The sequence below is a fragment of the Streptomyces sp. NPDC044921 genome, assembly GCF_056432865.1.
Genome location: NZ_JBWKIF010000004.1, coordinates 397,627 through 414,218 on the forward strand (window position 1 = coordinate 397,627; position 16,592 = coordinate 414,218).

At 74.7% G+C, this 16,592-nt stretch carries 13 protein-coding genes; 4 read left to right on the top strand and 9 right to left on the bottom strand.

Features of this window, described 5'->3' with window-relative positions; genetic code table 11:
* Positions 1–216 precede the first annotated feature (216 nt).
* Entirely contained in the window at positions 217–1,029 is an 813-nt protein-coding gene (locus AC07DA_RS09005) for a GntR family transcriptional regulator (RefSeq protein ID WP_479125960.1), read from the bottom strand.
* A 176-nt stretch (positions 1,030–1,205) separates the two neighbouring features.
* On the opposite strand from AC07DA_RS09005, the gene AC07DA_RS09010 reads away from it, so the two are divergent.
* Together AC07DA_RS09010 and AC07DA_RS09015 are read left to right on the top strand one after the other, a co-directional pair.
* Complete coding sequence (locus AC07DA_RS09010) at positions 1,206–2,057, top strand: (2Fe-2S)-binding protein (RefSeq protein WP_479125963.1); 852 nt, start codon at positions 1,206–1,208, stop codon at positions 2,055–2,057.
* Between the two features lie 304 nt (positions 2,058–2,361).
* Positions 2,362–3,402 carry a DUF2637 domain-containing protein gene (locus tag AC07DA_RS09015; RefSeq protein WP_479125965.1) on the top strand — a complete coding sequence of 347 codons (1,041 nt, stop codon included), beginning with the start codon at positions 2,362–2,364 and terminating at the stop codon, positions 3,400–3,402.
* Between the two features lie 58 nt (positions 3,403–3,460).
* On the opposite strand, the gene AC07DA_RS09020 is transcribed toward AC07DA_RS09015, so the two are convergent.
* Both AC07DA_RS09020 and AC07DA_RS09025 read right to left on the bottom strand, forming a co-directional pair.
* The gene (locus AC07DA_RS09020; RefSeq protein ID WP_479125967.1) at positions 3,461–3,892 is read right to left on the bottom strand and encodes an ATP-binding protein; all 432 of its coding nucleotides are present in this window, start codon (positions 3,890–3,892) and stop codon (positions 3,461–3,463) included.
* 487 nt (positions 3,893–4,379) lie between these two features.
* Positions 4,380–5,003 carry a hypothetical protein gene (locus AC07DA_RS09025; RefSeq protein WP_479125969.1) on the bottom strand — a complete coding sequence of 208 codons (624 nt, stop codon included), beginning with the start codon at positions 5,001–5,003 and terminating at the stop codon, positions 4,380–4,382.
* Between the two features lie 233 nt (positions 5,004–5,236).
* On the opposite strand from AC07DA_RS09025, the gene AC07DA_RS09030 reads away from it, so the two are divergent.
* Entirely contained in the window at positions 5,237–6,652 is a 1,416-nt protein-coding gene (locus AC07DA_RS09030; RefSeq protein WP_479125970.1) for a helix-turn-helix domain-containing protein, read from the top strand.
* Between the two features lie 5 nt (positions 6,653–6,657).
* Here AC07DA_RS09030 and AC07DA_RS09035 read toward each other — a convergent pair whose 3' ends face one another.
* Positions 6,658–8,400 carry a pyruvate dehydrogenase gene (locus tag AC07DA_RS09035; RefSeq protein WP_479125972.1) on the bottom strand — a complete coding sequence of 581 codons (1,743 nt, stop codon included), beginning with the start codon at positions 8,398–8,400 and terminating at the stop codon, positions 6,658–6,660.
* A gap of 66 nt (positions 8,401–8,466) precedes the next feature.
* Positions 8,467–10,146: a protein phosphatase 2C domain-containing protein gene (locus tag AC07DA_RS09040; RefSeq protein ID WP_479126113.1), complete on the bottom strand. Its 1,680-nt coding sequence runs from the start codon at positions 10,144–10,146 to the stop codon at positions 8,467–8,469.
* Between the two features lie 1,058 nt (positions 10,147–11,204).
* On the opposite strand from AC07DA_RS09040, the gene AC07DA_RS09045 reads away from it, so the two are divergent.
* Positions 11,205–11,687 (top strand): DUF456 domain-containing protein, encoded by a 483-nt coding sequence (locus AC07DA_RS09045; RefSeq protein ID WP_479125973.1) that lies wholly within the window; start codon positions 11,205–11,207, stop codon positions 11,685–11,687.
* Here the strand turns inward: AC07DA_RS09045 and AC07DA_RS09050 are convergent.
* From AC07DA_RS09050 to AC07DA_RS09065, 4 genes are all read right to left on the bottom strand, one after another.
* Positions 11,635–12,207: a methylated-DNA--[protein]-cysteine S-methyltransferase gene (locus AC07DA_RS09050; RefSeq protein WP_479125975.1), complete on the bottom strand. Its 573-nt coding sequence runs from the start codon at positions 12,205–12,207 to the stop codon at positions 11,635–11,637. The two genes, AC07DA_RS09045 and AC07DA_RS09050, sit on opposite strands and share 53 nt — an antisense overlap.
* Complete coding sequence (locus tag AC07DA_RS09055) at positions 12,204–13,619, bottom strand: DNA-3-methyladenine glycosylase 2 family protein (RefSeq protein ID WP_479125976.1); 1,416 nt, start codon at positions 13,617–13,619, stop codon at positions 12,204–12,206. Before AC07DA_RS09055 ends, AC07DA_RS09050 begins: the two co-directional genes overlap by 4 nt.
* Positions 13,620–13,674: 55 nt before the next feature.
* A complete protein-coding gene (gene rsgA / locus AC07DA_RS09060; RefSeq protein ID WP_479125977.1) occupies positions 13,675–14,781 on the bottom strand; it encodes a ribosome small subunit-dependent GTPase A in 1,107 nt (368 codons plus the stop codon).
* A 198-nt stretch (positions 14,782–14,979) separates the two neighbouring features.
* The gene (locus AC07DA_RS09065) at positions 14,980–16,470 is read right to left on the bottom strand and encodes a cellulose binding domain-containing protein (protein ID WP_479125979.1); all 1,491 of its coding nucleotides are present in this window, start codon (positions 16,468–16,470) and stop codon (positions 14,980–14,982) included.
* Positions 16,471–16,592: the final 122 nt, after the last annotated feature.

The window sequence follows — 16,592 nt, forward strand, 5'->3', positions numbered from 1 at the left end:
TCCGACGATGGCGGCCGCCCGCCAAACCGCGGCCGCCACGAGTCACCGCCCGCACCCGCAACGCACCCGCGGCCGCCGACGCACGGAAGGGGCCGTGCCGGGGAGTCTCCGCGGTTGGCGCGTCAACGCACAGTCAGCCGCCACGCAACCCCAGCACGCCGTTCCGAGGACGGACACCCCCCGGCGCGGACCCGACCCCCCACCCACCGTCAGGCGCTACCCGCACCCCGCCGCACCCGCGAAATGCTCCCCCACCAGCGCCCGCACCACGTCCAGATCCCGCGCGATCAGCGCGTCCAGCAGCGCCGTGTGCTCGTGCGCGTCCGCCACCAGGTCTGCGCGCCCCCGCCCCCCGGGCCCGCCCCCCACCAGCGGCCACTGCGCCCGGCGGTGCAGGTCCTCCGCGATCCGCACCAGCTGCCGGTTCCCGGACAGGGACAGCACCGCCCGGTGGAACCCACGGTCCGACTCCGCGTACGTCGCCCGGCACCCCGAGGACGCCGCGCGGACCGTCGCCTCGGCCAGCGGGCGCAGCTCGGCCCACCGCTCGGCGGGCACCGTCCGGGCCAGTCGCAGCATCACCGGCACCTCGATCAGCGCCCGGACCTCGGCCAGCTCCGCCAGGTCCCGTGTCCCCCGCTCGACGACCCGGAACCCGCGGTTGGGCACCACCTCCACCGCGCCCTCCAGCGCCAGCTGCTGCATGGCCTCGCGCACCGGCGTCGCCGACACCCCGAAGCGCTCCCCCAGCACCGGCGCCGAGTACACCTCCCCGGGCCGCAGGTCACCGGCCACCAGAGCGGCCCGCAGCGCGTCGAGGACCTGCCCCCGCACCGAGGACCGCTGCACCACCGGCCGCGCCCGGGCCACGGCCGGCGCCGGGGGCTCGGAATGCGTGTGCTCCCCGCGTACGGCCCCGGCCTGCTGGGGCACCCCGGCCTGCCCGGCCGCCTCCGCGCGGACCTGCTGCGCTCCCGCGCGGACCTGCGGGACCCCCGTCCCGGCGGAGCCCTGCGCGCCCTGCTTCACGGGTCCTCCTCCGGACGTATCGGTACTTGGGGTCATTACGGCGGGTTGTTACTCGCCCGTCAAGCACGATAAGCGCACCGGCCCCCAGTTCAAATCCCGGCGATCTTCGGTAAGGTAAGCCTTACCTTCAGGACTTGCCCTCACGGGACCGTCTACAGACACGGATCGGTGATCACATGCCCGCGACCCGTTCGGCCGTCTCCGGCGCCTACACCCGCCTGGCCGAGGTCCTCCCGGGACTCACCGTCACCGAACTCGCCCCGGAGCAACCGGCCCCGCACGGCGGCGGCTGGGTCGCCGCCGCCGACCTCGCCGCGGCCGGGTCCGGCCTCGACGCCTTCCTCGCCTGGGACGAGGACCAGATCCGCCGGGACTACGACCGGCAGGCCCGCCCCGACGTCGTCGCCAGCTTCGGCCTGCACCGCTACGCCTGGCCCGCCTGCCTGCTGATCACCGTGCCGTGGTTCCTGCACCGCCGCGTGCCCCGCTACCCCGTGACGCACGTCTCCTACGACCGCACCGACCCCGCCCACGCCCTGGGGCACCTGGCCGTGCGCCCGGCCGGCTTCGCCTGCCTGCCCGGTGACGAGGCCGCCGCGCTGCCCGGCTCCCGGGTCGTGGCGGACGAGGAGGCCCTGCGCGCGGAGGTGCGGTCGGCGGTCGCCGAGCACCTGGAGCCGGTCCTGACCGGTTTCGGTCCCCGGATGCGGCGCCGCGGCCGGGCCCTGTGGGGCATGGCGACCGACGAGATCGTCGAGGGCCTGTGGTACGTCGGCCGGCTCCTCGGCGAGCTGGAGGAGCGGCGCGCGATGCGCGAGCTGGAGCTGCTCCTGCCGGGCGCGACCAAGCCGTACGTCGGCACGGCCGCGTTCCGCGAGCTGACCGGCCCCGGCGGCGAACCGCTGCGCACCCGGGACCGCGCGAGCTGCTGCATGTTCTACACGCTGCGCCCCGAGGACACCTGCGCCACCTGCCCGCGCACCTGCGACGCCGACCGGGTCGACAAGCTGGTGGCCACGGCCAGTTGACACACCGTCGACAGTAGCCCCTCCCCGCTTCCCGTAGGATCATCGCGGAAGCGGACACCCACACGCCCACAGGCGATTCACAACTTCCCCACGAGTCACGGGAACTTTCCGGAGAACCACTCGTACGGGTAGTCTTGTTCGAACTCAACTCCCGCCCCTCAAGCGGCAGTTCGAGCAGAACGCCGCCCTGGGCATCCCCTTGCACTTCCTTGGCGGCCTCTTGCCCCGAAACCCGATGAGGGCCGGTGGGATTGGGCCACTATGGCGGGCGTTACGCCCTATCCCCATGCAAGGGACCACCCACATGAGACTGACCGACATATCGCTGAACTGGCTGCTTCCGGGCGCCGTGCTTCTCCTGGGCATGCTGGCGGCGGTGGCGGTGCTCGCGCGCGGCAAGCGCTCCTCGGTCAAGGACACGAGCGCGGACGATTCCTGGGAGCGCAGCGAGGAACGCCGCAGACGCAAGGAAGCCGTCTACGGCACCGTCTCCTACGTCCTGCTGTTCTGCTGCGCGGCCGTCGCCGCCGCGCTCTCCTTCCACGGCCTGGTCGGCTTCGGCGAGCAGAACCTCGGCCTGACCGGCGGCTGGCAGTACCTCGTCCCGTTCGGCCTGGACGGCGCGGCGATGTTCTGCTCCGTGCTCGCGGTGCGCGAGGCCAGCCACGGTGACGCGGCGCTCGGGTCGCGGATACTGGTCTGGACGTTCGCCTTCGCCGCCGCCTGGTTCAACTGGGTGCACGCGCCCCGGGGCGTCGGCCACGACGGCGCCCCCCACTTCTTCGCCGGCATGTCCCTCTCCGCCGCGGTCCTGTTCGACCGCGCCCTGAAGCAGACCCGCCGGGCCGCCCTGCGCGAGCAGGGCCTGGTGCCGCGTCCGCTGCCGCAGATCCGTATCGTGCGCTGGCTGCGGGCGCCCCGGGAGACCTACAAGGCCTGGTCGCTGATGCTGCTGGAGGGTGTGCGCAGCCTGGACGAGGCGGTCGACGAGGTCCGCGAGGACAAGCGCAGGAAGGACGCCGAACGGCAGCGGCGCCGCGACCAGCAGCGCGTGGAGCGGGCCCAGCTGAAGGCGATCAGCCGCGGTCACCGCGGCCACCTCGGCCGCGGCGGCGGCCGGCAGCTGGAGGTGCAGGTGGAGCGCGGCTCCTCGCAGGTCACCGCGGAGCCTGCCATATCCGGGCCGGAGCAACTGCCCGTCCGCTCGCGTCCCTCCCTGCAGCCCGTGCGCAAAGGGAATGACCCCGTGACCGTCGACCTCACCGCGGAGGACGACACCATGGCGCTGCCGCGTCTGGATTCCCTGGAGCGCAAGCTCAAGGACCTGGAGCAGCAGTTCGGCTAGCCGGGCGGCACCGCGACGGCAAGGGGGCGTGGCCTGCGGGCCGCGCCCCCTTCGGCGTTCACGCCGCCCCGGCCTCCAGCTCGAACCAGACGGCCTTGCCCACGCCGTGCGGCCGGACTCCCCAGGCGTCCGCGAGGGACTGCACCAGGAACAGGCCCCTGCCGCTCGTGCTGTCGTCGGGGACCGGCGTCCGCAACCGGGGTCTGCGGGCCACGAAGTCCCGTACCTCCACGTGCAGTCCGCGGGGTCCGACGGTGGCCGTCAGGACCGCGTCGTGATCGGTGTGGACGATCGCGTTGGTGACGAGTTCGCTGGTGAGCAGCTCCGCCACGTCGGAGAGGCCGGACCGCCCCGGTTCTCCCCACCGCCCGAGCAGTTCCCGCAGGGCCCTGCGGGCTTCCGGTACGGCTCGCAGGTCCGACCTGCCCAGTCGGCGCCTCAGCTGGGGCGCCGCTTCCCGCTCCGTGACGTCGTCGGTCCTGTCCTCCACGGTCTTCGCCGAGAAGGCCCCGATCGCTATGGGACCGCCTCCTCGTGCTTGCCTCTCCATGACCCCCGCCCGCGCGCCGATGTCGGTTCCCCTCCTGCTCGAACACGTTCACGGGGATCCATGCCCCGTGGGGCACGCGGCAGTCATGTCGAATCGTCAACGACCAGGTGTTCGGCCACGCGGGGACGGCCGGAGGCGCCGGGGGCGGGCCGCCGAGCAGGGCGGCGCGGACGAGGCGGGGGACAAGAGGGTAGCCGGTTCGGGGGCGTGGGTGGATCCTGACCGCCGGAGATCGGACGATGTGCCGACGGCCGGCTGCCGATCCCTGCGTACCCGGCGGTGAACCGGGGCGGCGGACCACGGGCCCGCCGCCGCGGTGAAGTTGGCCGAAGTACGACGGTGTTCCCGGGGCACCGACCGGTACGGGGCCGTCCTCCCGACCCCCGTGGCGGGAGGACGACCCCGGTCCCTCTCCGGTGTTCGCCCGTCAGTACAGCTTGTTGACGGCGGTGGTCGTCGTCTTCTTGAAGGCGGCCACGGGCGCGTCGTCGAAGTCACCCATCTGCCCCCACTGCACGACGGTGACGGTCCTGCCGTCCCGCCCGACGGACATCAGGGAGATGTCGGTGGCGCCCCAGGAGGTCTCGGTGTGCAGCCCGCGGACGCGGGCGCCCTCCTCGACCGGCAGCTTGCCGTAGTCCCGGCCCTCGGCCTCGACGTCCGGGTCGGACTTCTCGATGCGGTCGGCACAGGTGCGGATCAGGTCGTCGTAGTGCTTCGCCAGGGCCTTGGCCAGGGCGGCCGTGTCCGCCACGACGGTCAGCTGCACGGCGCCGGTGTCCAGGTCGGTCCGGAACTCCCGGTGCCGGTAGTCGTAGGAGGACACGCCCTCCGTGCTGACGCAGAAGCCGAGCGCCTCCGGGAACCCTTCGGTGACCGGGCCCGCGGTCCAGGACGACGTCGGGTGCGGCGGCAGCTGGGACGCCGACAGGAACTTGGGTGGGGCGGCCTTCGGCGCGGCGCCGGCGGCCGGTGCCGTGAGGACCGTGCCGGCCGTGAGGGCGGCGGCGGTGAGTGCGGTGAGCGCGCCTGCTCGGATGCGCATGGACATGGGTGTCCCCCGTGGGTCGGTGCGTGGATGCGGTGTGCCGCGGCGACGACGCCCGTCGGTCGGGCGGGCCTGGCCGGTGGCGACACCAAGAGCATCAGCGGTCACAGGGGGCGGGCGCAACAGCCGGCGCCCGATCCAGCGGGGTGGAACCATCCCAGCCCTCCTGACGTGCAGGTACACGGGTGCCTGGGATGCCGTCCCGGGCCGGTTCGCACCTAGGAGACGGGGGCACGGTGTCGACACGGGACGACGTGAACGGCGCGGACGACGGGGACGACGCGGACGACGTCGCGGAGTTCGCGGCACTGCTGCGGGCACTGAAGGAGCGCACGGACCGCAGTTACGGTTCGCTGGCCCGCCGCCTGGCCATGAACACCTCGACCCTGCACCGCTACTGCGCGGGCGAGGCGGTCCCCCTCGACTTCGCCCCGGTGGAACGGTTCGCGGCCCTGTGCGGGGCCTCGTCCGAGGAACGCCTGGACCTCCACCGCCGCTGGCTGCTCGCGGCGGCGGCCCGACAGCGACCGCGCGGCGCGGGCGCCACCAACGCCCCGGGCACGGCACACACCCCCAGGGAGGAGAAGGCGGAGAAGGGAGAGAAGGCTGAGAGGGCGGAGGAGGAGGAGAAGCCGACGGCCGAAGCGGACCCCCTGCTCCCGCCGGCCGCCGAAGCCGCGTTCCCCCGCCGCCCCTGGTACCGCCGCAGGCGTCTCGCGGCCGGGCTGGCCGCTGCCTGTGCCGTGCTCGCGACCCTCGTGAGTCTGGCCGCGCTGCCGGACGGACGGCGCGCGGCCGCCGACGACCGTGCGCGTGAAGCCGGTCCGGCCACCCCCGGGGCGAGGGGCACCGGGGACCCGGAGGGGCGCGGTGCCTCGCCCTCACCGAGCACCTCCCCGGACCCCGAACGCTCAGCGCCCTCCACCGGCCCGAAGGAGAAGGAAAAGGAGAGAAAGAAGGGGAAGGGAGAGGGGAAGCCCGCCCCGGCGCCGTCCGCCCGCACCACCGCCCCGCCGAAGGGCGGTGCGGACCGGGCCGCGCCCCTCACCTGGTCCGCCGACTCCCAGGCCTGGAAGCTGGGCTGCGGTCACGACTACGTGGTCGACAAGCCCCCGGCCCGGGTCCCGCCGCCCCCTGTCCCCCAGGACGCCGGGGTCTGGGCGGCGACGCAGAGCGCGGTGCACGGCGGCGAGACCCTCGTGCGGCTGTCCCTGCAGGGGCGCAGCGACACGGCCGTCGTGCTGGACGCCTTGCGCGTGCGCGTGGCCGGGCGGTCGGACCCCGTCCAGGGCAACGCCTACGCCATGGACCAGGGCTGTGGTGGTTCGATCACCCCGCGCTCCTTCGACGTGGACCTGGACAAGGACCGCCCCATCGTCCGCGCGGTCGCCGGGAGCGACGCCGGCACGCCGATCCCGGCGGTGAGCATGCCGTACCGCGTCTCGGCGCGGGACCCGGAGGTGCTGCTGGTCAACGCCCGGACGCGGGGCTGCGACTGCCGCTGGTACCTGGAGCTGGACTGGTCCTCCCAGGGCCGCAGCGGCACCGTCCGCATCGACGACGCCGGCCGCCCGTTCCGCACCAGCGGCATCACCGGCCTGCCCCGCTACACGTACGACACCTCGGCGCGCCGGTGGACGCCGTACCGCTGACTGCCCTACGGCCGGGGCACGTTGCGCAGGTTGGAGCGGGCCATCTGCAGCATCCGGCCGACCCCGCCGTCCAGCACGACCTTGGAGGCGGACAGGGCGAACCCGGTCACCATCTCGGCCTTGATCTTCGGCGGGATGGACAGCGCGTTGGGGTCGGTGACGACGTCGACGAGGGCCGGGCCCTTGTGCTTGAAGGCGTCCTTCAGCGCCCCGGCGAGATCCTTGGGCTTCTCGACGCGCACGCCGTAGGCGCCGCAGGCACGGGCGACGGCCGCGAAGTCGGGGTTCTTGTTGGCGGTGCCGTGCGAGGGCAGCCCGGCGACCAGCATCTCCAACTCGACCATGCCCAGGGAGGAGTTGTTGAAGAGGACGACCTTGACCGGCAGGTCGTACTGCACCAGCGTCAGGAAGTCGCCCATCAGCATGGAGAAACCGCCGTCGCCGGACATCGACACGACCTGCCGTTTGCGGTCGGTGAACTGCGCGCCGATCGCCATGGGCAGGGCGTTGGCCATCGAGCCGTGGGAGAACGAACCGATGACGCGGCGGCGGCCGTTGGGCGAGATGTAGCGGGCGGCCCAGACGTTGCACATGCCGGTGTCGACGGTGAACACGGCGTCGTCGGCGGCGACCTCGTCGAGCACGGACGCCACGTACTCGGGGTGGATCGGCGTGTGCTTCTCGACCTTGCGGGTGTACGCCTTCACCACGCCCTCCAGGGCGTCGGCGTGCTTCTTCAGCATCCGGTCGAGGAAGCGGCGGTTCGTCTTCTCCTTCACCCGCGGGATCAGGCAGCGCAGTGTCTCCCGTACGTCGCCCCAGACCGCGAGGTCCAGCTTGGAGCGGCGGCCCAGGTGCTCCGGCCGGATGTCGACCTGGACGATCTTCACGTCGTCGGGGAGGAAGGCGTTGTAGGGGAAGTCGGTGCCGAGCAGGATCAGCAGGTCGCACTCGTGGGTGGCCTCGTAGGCGGCGCCGTAGCCGAGCAGTCCGCTCATGCCGACGTCGTAGGGGTTGTCGTACTGGATCCACTCCTTGCCGCGCAGGGCGTGCCCGACCGGTGACTTGATCTTCCCGGCGAACTCCATGACCTCCGCGTGCGCCCCGGCCGTGCCGCTGCCGCAGAAGAGGGTGACCTTGCCCGCCTCGTCGATCATCTCGGCCAGCCGGTCGATCTCGGCGTCGCCGGGGCGGACCGTGGGCCGGGAGGTCACCAGGGCGGTCTCGGCGGCCTGCTCCGGGGCGGGCCGGTCGGCGATGTCGCCGGGCAGGGTGACGACGCTGACGCCACTGCGGCCGACGGCGTTCTGGATGGCGGTCTGCAGCAGCCGCGGCATCTGCTGCGGGCTGGAGATCATCTCGCTGTAGTGGCTGCACTCGGCGAACAGCCGGTCGGGGTGGGTTTCCTGGAAGTAGCCGAGGCCGATCTCGCTGGAGGGGATGTGCGAGGCGAGGGCGAGGACCGGGGCCATCGAGCGGTGGGCGTCGTAGAGGCCGTTGATGAGGTGGAGGTTGCCGGGGCCGCAGGAGCCGGCGCAGGCGGCGAGGCCGCCGGTGATCTGTGCTTCGGCGCTGGCGGCGAAGGCGGCGGTCTCCTCGTGCCGGACGTGGATCCAGTCGATGGCGGAGTTGCGGCGGACCGCGTCGACGATGGGGTTGAGGCTGTCGCCGACGACGCCGTAGAGGCGTTTCACGCCGGCGCGGGTCAGGATGTCGACGAACTGTTCCGCGACGTTCTGTTTGGCCATGGTTCTCGTCTGCCCCTTCGGTCTCCTGGGATCCCTCCGGGTTCCATCAAGTCACAGGGCGGGCGCTCACGCCTCCCAAACGGCCGCGGCCGTACGGTCGTCGGCATAACCCTTGACCCGCACTTGGGAGTCGGCGAGGAACGCGGCGAGGCCGGGCGGCTCCGGCCGGGACCACCGCTCGGCCAGGTACTCGCCCAGTTCGGGTTCGCCGCGCAGGGGCTCGGCGAGCCCGCCGCTGCACATCAGGAGCGTGTCACCCGGGCGGGCGACGGAGGTGCGGAAGCGGAAGGGTTCCCGGGGCGGCTCGGGGGCGGGCTCGTAAGGGCTGGGCGGGGTCGGGATGCCCAGGTCCATGGTGAGCCGGTCGCCCTCGGGCGTCTCGGGCGGCGGCGACCCGTAGCCCACGACCGCCTCGCCCCGGACGTCGGTGACCTGCGGCTCGATGTCCTGCCACTCCCCCTCCCGCAGCCGGAACAGTCCGCCCGGGCCGACGCCGAAGAACACGCGCGTCCGGCACTCGGGGTCGGCGGGCAGCAGCAGGCAGCGCAGGCTGGCCGCGTACTGGTCCGGTTCGACTCCCTGTTCGGAGGCGCTGGCGCGGAGTCTGCCCAGACTGCGGTCGGTGAGGCGGTGCAGACCTGACTTGAGGTCACCGCGCCGGCCGCCCCTTATGTCCTCCACGAGCCGCGCGTGGCTGCGTCCGACGGCCCGGCCGATCCACTGGCAGGCCTCGGCGGCGGCCCGGTGCGCCCCCGGAGCGGTCCGGGCGCCGGTCGCCACGGCCACGAGCAGCAACGCGTGCTCGCCGGTTCCGAACCGGGCGGTGAGCAGCGCGTCGCGCCGCGGCTCCCCCCGGTACCGCGCGGAGTCCCCGCGCACGGACGCCGCCCGCAACGTGCAGACCCCGTAGCGGGCCCCGTCGAGCACGGTGTCCGCGACCAGGTCGCCGAGGTCGTCCGGGTCGGCGGGCGGGAGGGCGGTGGGTTCGGCGTCGTAGGTGGGAGGCCGCGATCCGACGTGGCCCCGGGCCCGGGGCACGGACTCGGGCGGCTCGATCCGCGGTCCGGAGCCGCCGGACTCGGCGGCGAACCCGCCGGGCGCCGCGGGCAACGGCCCGACGGCAGCAGGGGGCACGGACGACGGCCCGGGGACACCCGGGGGTGCGGACGGCGGCGGTCCGGCGGCGGCCGGCGGCACGGGCGGAACTCCAGCCGGCCCGGCGGCCCCCGAGGTCGACCTGGCCGGCCCCGCGGACCCGGTGGTCATCCCGGCAGGCCCCTCAGACCCGGGGTGCCCGTCAGGCCTGATGGGCCGCGCGGACACGGAGGGCCTTTCGGCCGCGCCCGGGGTCACGGCCGGCGGGTCGGCCGGCGCCGGTGGAGCGAGCCAGCCGGCCGCCGAGGGAGGTGCGCCGCCCCGGGACGGGTCGGCCGCCGAGCCGGACGGAGGTTCGGGGTCGCGAGGGCCGGGAGGGGGGTCGGAGTCGCGAGGATCGGAAGGGGGTTCGCAGTCGCGACGGCCGGACGGTGGTTCGGGGTCGCGGCGACCGGAAGGGGGTTCGAGGTCGGGTCGGCCCGGAGGGGCCGTGGGAGGTGGCGGGGGAACGGACGGCGGCACCGGGGGCGTCCGCGCGGAGCGGTCCGCCGCCCCGGGCGCCTCCCCCGAGGCGTCCGAGGAGACACCGCCCCGGCCGGGCAAGGCGCCGGAGCCGGTGGTCTTGCCCGGAGATCCGGGGAGGTCCGCCAGGCCAGCGGAGGACCCGTCGGCTCCGGCGGACGAGGTCCGGGAACCCGCGGCCGTCCCCGGAGCCCGGTCCGATGCCCCGGGGGCCGCACCCGGGTCTTCCCGAGCCACATCGCCCCCGGCAGGCGGAAAGGCGGGACGCGAGGGTGCCCCCGCAGCCCCCGACGACGCCCCGCGATCCTCCCCCCGGCCTCCCCAAGCCACATCACCCCCGGCAGGCGGAAAGGCAGGACGCGAGGGTGCCCCCGCAGCCCCCGACGACGCCCCGAGATCCTCCCCCCGGCCTCCCCAAGCCGCCTCGCCCCCGGCGGGCGGGGCCGCGGGGCCCGGGGGTGTGCGCGAGGTCTCGGTCGGCTCCGTCCGGGGGTCCCCCGGGTCCGACGTGGGCGTACCGCCGGGTGCGGGCGGGCCCTGGGGTGGCCTCGCGGGAGCGGAGTCCCCGCGGTTCGGGGGGCGGGACGCCGTCGGGAAGGTCACCGGGCCCGTGGGCCGGGCGGGTGGCGGTTCCCAGGGCGCCCGATGTGGGGCACCGCCTGCGGGGTGCCGGGCGCCCGGCATGTCGTCCGCCCCGGACCGGGGCCCCGGAACCGTCGGCTCCACACCGGCGGCCCACCCCGGTGGCTCAGGTTCCGCTTCGGCGGACCGCCGGGGCGGACCGTCCGGCGGGCCGAGTCTCCGGCCGCGGCCGGCGGATCCGGTCTCCGGGCCGCCCACCGTCCCCGCCGCCGAGGCGAAGCGGTCGTCCAGGGAATCGGGGGCCGGTGCCGGGCCCGTGTCGCCGGTGGAGTCGTCGTACAACTGCCCCCACCAGTCGTCCTCGTGACCGGTGGGCCTTCCCCCCTGCTGGCTCATGCCGGTAATTGTCCACCGCGCGAGCGGGATGAAAACGGGGCTTGTGGAAAAAACCGGCTCGTCACCTCGCCGTACCCCGCGCGTCGAGTGAGCCGTAGAACGGCCGTGCGAACCAGCTCTCCTCGCGGCCGCGGGCGGCTGACCTGCGGGTCCGGGTCCCGGCCACCTGCTGACCTGCGGCTTCTTCGGTGTTCCGGCAGGCTGGTCAGATGGGAGTGTGGGACCTCCTGCTGGTCGGGCTGGTCATCCTGCTCGGCCTGTGCGGAGTGCTGCTGCCCGCGGTGCCGGGATCGCTGCTGGTGTGGGCCGCGCTCCTGTGGTGGGCGCTGACGGACCCGCAGCCCCTCGCCTGGTGGGTGCTGGTCGGTGCCACGCTCCTCCTGCTCGTCTCCCAGGCCGTGCGCTGGGCGCTGCCCCCCAGGAGGCTGCGCGCGAACCGCACCGGCCGCCGCATGCTGGCCTGCGCCGGAGCCGGCTCCACCGTCGGCTTCGTCCTGCTTCCCGTCCTCGGCGCGATCCCCGGTTTCCTGGCCGGCGTCTACCTCTTCGAACGGGTCCGGCTGGGCCGCCACGCCGAGGCGAGGTCGGCCCTGCGCACCGTGATGCGCATGGGGGGCTCCGGCATCCTGGCGGAACTCTTCACCTGCCAGCTGATCGCGGCGGCGTGGCTGGGCGCGGTCCTCTGGGGCTGATGCGGGGGTCCGCACCCGCCCCCGGCGGGGGCCGGAGCACCCCCTCGTGCGTCAGCAGCCGTACCTTGCGGTCCAGGCCGCCCGCGTAGCCGGTCAGGGTGCCGTCGGCCCCGATCACCCGGTGGCACGGGCGGACCACGAGCAGCGGGTTCGCTCCGATCGCGCCGCCGACGGCCCGCACGGCCGCCCGGGGCGCCCCGATCCGCCGGGCGATCTCGCCGTACGTCACGGTCGAGCCGTGGGGGATGTCGTCCAGTGCGGCCCACACCCGCTCCCGGAAGGGTGTGCCCTCCGTGCGCCACGCCAGCCGGAACTCCTTCAGGTCCCCGGCGAAGTACGCGGCCAGCTGCTCCTGTGCGGCACGGAAGGGCCCGGCGTCCCGCCGCCAGTCGTCGCGCACCTCGCGCCCGCCCTTCTGCCCGGGCACGGACAGCGAGGTCAGCTCGCCGGTCGGGGCGGCGGTGAGCAGGAGCGGCCCGAGGGGGCTGGGCACGCTCGTCCAATAGGTCGGCCGGGTCATCGGAGCTCCCACTCCCCTGCTGCGCGCAGGTGGTTCAGGGCGTACGAGCGCCAGGGGCGCCACGTGCCGGGGGTGTCGAGGCCGGGCGGGGCGACGTCCGGGTCGCCGAGGGCGCGGGTGCGGATCTCGGCGACCGTACGGGCGTCCAGGCCGGGCACGGCCAGCAGCGCGTCCTGTGCCGCGTCCCGGTCCGCACCCGGGTCGAGGCGTACGGCGCCGTCGGCGAGGGCGGTGGCCAGCGCGCCGAGGGCGCCGGGTTCGGCCCCCGCGAGGACGGCCGGCTCGGGAAAGAGGTGGGTGAGGCTTCCGCAGGGGGCGTCGAGGGCCTTGCCGTACCGGCGCACCAGGCGTTCCGCCGCCGTGCGCCCGACCAGTGCGCGCACCGCGAGTTCCTCCGGGTCGGCGGCGCCGGGCGAGCGCAGGCCGGGCCGGGCGCGGACCAGGGGCGCGAGCCGCGGGTCGGCGCCGAGCCGCTCGTCGACGGCGTAGGGGTCGGCGTCGAGGTCGAACAGCCGCCGCAGCCGCTGGACGGCGGTGGTCAGGTCGCGGGGGTCGGTGAGGTGCAGCCGGGCGTCGAGCCAGCCGCCCGGGTGGGCGCCGGCCGCGGTGCGGGCGGCGCCGGGGCGTTCGCCGACGGCGGCGATGCCGGTGCCGTAGGGCAGGCGGAGGGTGCGCCGGTAGGTGCGCGTGCCGGGCGGGCCGCTCACCTCCTCGACGCCGGGCACGGCCTCGCGTTCCAGCAGGTCGAAGACGGGTCCGGCCTGGTAGGGGCCGCGGTGGGCGAGCCGTAGCGGGATCCCGGTGCCGGGGGTGGCGGTGCGCCGGGTCCGGCCGCCCCGCGAGGCGGCGGCGGAGCGCAGCCGGCTCGGGGTGGAGGCGTAGATCGCGCGGATCGTGTCGTTGAACTGCCGCACGCTGGAGAAGCCGGAGGCGAACGCGATCTCCGTGATCGGCAGCTCGGTGGTCTGCACCAGCAGGCGCGCGGTGTGGGCCCGCTGGGCCCGGGCGAGGGCGACCGGTCCGGCGCCGAGCTCGGCGGTGAGCTGCCGCTGCACCTGCCGTGCGCTGTAGCCGAGCCGGGCGGCGAGCCCGGCGACGCCCTCCCGGTCGACGACGCCGTCGGCGATCAGCCGCATGGCCCGGCCCACCACGTCCGCGCGGACGTTCCACTCGGCGGAGCCGGGCACGGCGTCCGGGCGGCACCGCCGGCAGGCCCGGAAGCCCGCGCCCTGCGCGGCGGCGGCCGTGGCGAAGAACCGTACGTTGGCCCGTTTCGGGGTGACCGCGGGGCAGCTGGGCCGGCAGTAGATGCCGGTCGTCTCGACGGCGAAGAAGAACACGCCGTCGAAACGGGCGTCCCGGCTGCGCACGGCCTCGTACCTGGTGTCCTCGTCCGTTCCCTGGTCGCTCACGGGTCCAGTCTCCGCCGTCGGCGGGGCATCCGCTGGCGGAAATCGGACACCGCGGTCAGGAGCGCCGGTGCGCTCCCCGCTTGGCCTCCATCGCCGCCCTGCCGATCGCCCCCTTCCGCTTCCAGTCCTTGCGGATCTCCGCACGCAGGCGGGCGTCCGTCTTGGCGACGATGCGCTGGTTCTCGCGCAGCAGCTTGCGGTAGCTGCGCAGCCGCCGCTCAGGCAGTTCACCGCAGTCCACGGCGGCGAGCACCGCGCAGCCGGGTTCGGCCTCGTGGGCGCAGTCGTGGAAGCGGCACCGCTCGGCCAGGTCCTCGATCTCGGAGAACACCTGGCCGACGCCGGTCTCGGCGTCCCACAGGCCCACGCCCCGCAGTCCGGGCGTGTCGATCAGGACGCCCCCGCCGGGCAGGGCGAGCAGGTTGCGGGTGGTGGTGGTGTGGCGGCCCTTGCCGTCGACGTCCCGGGTGGCCCGGACGTCCATGACGTCCTCGCCGAGGAGCGCGTTGGCGAGGGTCGACTTGCCCGCGCCGGACTGTCCGAGCAGCACGGACGTACCGCCGGCGACGATCGCCGCGACCACGTCGAGCCCCTCCCCGTCCCGCGCGCTGACGGGGACCACCGGCACGCCGGGCGCGCTGGTCTCCACGTCCTGGACGAGGTGGGAACGGGTGACGGCGTCCGGGACGAGGTCGGCCTTGGTGAGGACGACGACGGGCTGCGCCCCGGACTCCCAGGCGAGGGCCAGGAACCGCTCGACGCGGCCGAGGTCGAGTTCGACGGCGAGGGACACGGCGACGACGGCGTGGTCGACGTTGGCGGCGAGGATCTGCCCCTCGGACCGCTTGGAGGAGGTGGAGCGGACGAACGCGGTGCGGCGCTCCAGGTAGGTGCGGACGTAGCGCGGGTTGCCGCCGGGTTCGACGGCGACCCAGTCGCCGGTGCACACGACCCGCATCGGGTCGTGTGGGGTGACGAACGCGGTGTCGGCGCGCAGCACACCGTCGGCGGTGACGACGTCGCACTGCCCGCGGTCGACCCGGATGACGCGTCCGGGCAGCAGCCCTTCGGCGGCGTAGGGGGCGAACTCGTCCGCCCACGCGTCGTCCCAGCCGTAGGGGGTGAGCGCGGAGGAAACGGAAGAGGCGGAGCTGGAAGTCAAGGGTGACCCTTTCCAAGGTCGGCCCCGGCTCGACGACGGGTCGGATCAGCCGGTGGCCATGGAGGTGGACGTGACGGACTGGATGCGGGCAGCGCTCATCGCAATGACAGCCATCGGTCAACACCTCCTCGTTCCTCGACCGGTCGTGCTCCTGCGGCAGCGACCGGCGTCACCGTATCCGGTACCGGCCCGGCCGCGTCAACCGCTTTTCGCGCAGGCCCGGCCGTTCAGCGTGAAGTCGTACGGCGGGGAGTTCTTGCCGCGCCAGGAGGCGAGGAAGCCGAAGGCCAGGTCGCCGCCCGCGGGAACCGACTTGTTGTAGTCGGCCGCGGTGGCGGTGACGCGGGAGCCGTCCTGGGAGACGGAGGCGTCCCACATCTGGCCGACCTGCTGGCCGTCCCGGAACGACCAGGACACGCGCCAGGAGTCGAGGGCGGCGGCGCTGGTGACGCTGACGGTGGCCTGGAAGCCGTCGGGCCACTGGTTGACCAGGTCGTACTCGACGCGGCAGGTGGGCTTGCCGCGCTCGGCGGGCGCGGTCGGCGCGGTGGGCGAGGCGGTGCCCTGCGGTTCGGTGTGGCGGTTGCTGCTCTGCGAGGAGCGGGGCGTGTCCGGCTCGCCGGTGTCACCGGTGGCCCGGCCGGCCGGCTGGGAGGTGGCGGGCGGCAGCGCGGGGGCGGAGGGCAGCGACGGGCCCGGGTCGGCCACGGGCTGGCGGCCGCCGTCGCGCGCCCCGAGGTCGTCGCCGGAGCCGCCGAAGGGCATCAGGGAGACGCCGAGCGCCAGGGCGGAGACGAGGACGGCGGCGACCAGGAGGCCGTTGCGGGCGACGCGTGCCTTCTGCGCCCCCTCCTCCGCCTCCTCGGCCGCCCGGTCGGCCGCGCCGGGTCGGCCCGCGCCGAGCCGCACCTCGGCGGCGCGGCGGCGGCGCTCCAGGTAGGCGAGACCGCCCCAGCCGATCACCCCGCCGGCCAGCGCCCCCGGCAGTCCCCCGCCGTGCAGGCGCAGGCAGGCGGCGGCCTCGGCGCACTCCACGCACGTGGCCAGGTGCCGGGAGAGGTCGTCCGGGGTGTCGGCGTCCGACGAGCGGGTGACGGCGTCCAGCAGCCGGGCGTAGCTGCGGCAGCGGGCGTCCATGGGGGTGTCGAGGTGGTTGCGGTGGCAGCGGTCCCGGAACAGGGTGCGCACCTGCGCCAGTTCCTCGGCGGCGGTGGCCGGGTCCAGGCCCAGGCGCCGGGCGACGACGGACAGCGGCAGCGCCTCCACCTCGGCCAGCCACAGCAGTTCGGCGTCCGCCTGCTGCAGGTCGCGCAGACCGCGCAGGGCGAGCGGGCGCCGCAGCGGGGGCCCGGTGTACCGGGCGGCCTTGTCCGAGTTGAGCCACAGCCGCAGGTCGGGGTCGAGTTTGTGGCCCTGCCCGCCCTCCTCCCAGGCCGCCGCCGTGGTGCGCACGGAGGTCAGCAGCAGGGGTATGCGGGGCAGCCGTGCGGGGCGGCGGCCGGCGCCCCTTACGGGCCCGGCCTCGGCCGCGCGGGCCTCGCGTATGCCGTGTGCGAACGCCTCACGGGCGAGCTGCGCGGCGGCCGTCGAGCCGGACGTGCACAGGTCGGCGTAGGCGAGGACCGCGTCCCAGCACTCCGAGAACAGCGCGGCCTCGGTGGCGTCCTGAGGGGTCGGCAGGTCGGGCATGAGTCTCCTGCATCCGCAAGCGAGGTCAACTCACCATGTCGGCATTGGAGTTGGGGGAAACCTCGGGGGGGGGAGGAGTTTTTCACGCTTCCGACACAACTGACAAGCGGCGTATTCAAATC

Bases quoted from the DNA above. Each gene is read 5' to 3' on its own strand.
- AC07DA_RS09010 (WP_479125963.1), top strand. From the start codon at position 1,206: ATGCCCGCGACCCGTTCGGCCGTCTCCGGCGCCTACACCCGCCTGGCC.
- AC07DA_RS09015 (WP_479125965.1), top strand. From the start codon at position 2,362: ATGAGACTGACCGACATATCGCTGAACTGGCTGCTTCCGGGCGCCGTG.
- AC07DA_RS09025 (WP_479125969.1), bottom strand. From the start codon at position 5,003: ATGTCCATGCGCATCCGAGCAGGCGCGCTCACCGCACTCACCGCCGCC.
- AC07DA_RS09035 (WP_479125972.1), bottom strand. From the start codon at position 8,400: ATGGCCAAACAGAACGTCGCGGAACAGTTCGTCGACATCCTGACCCGC.
- AC07DA_RS09045 (WP_479125973.1), top strand. From the start codon at position 11,205: ATGGGAGTGTGGGACCTCCTGCTGGTCGGGCTGGTCATCCTGCTCGGC.
- AC07DA_RS09050 (WP_479125975.1), bottom strand. From the start codon at position 12,207: ATGACCCGGCCGACCTATTGGACGAGCGTGCCCAGCCCCCTCGGGCCG.
- AC07DA_RS09065 (WP_479125979.1), bottom strand. From the start codon at position 16,470: ATGCCCGACCTGCCGACCCCTCAGGACGCCACCGAGGCCGCGCTGTTC.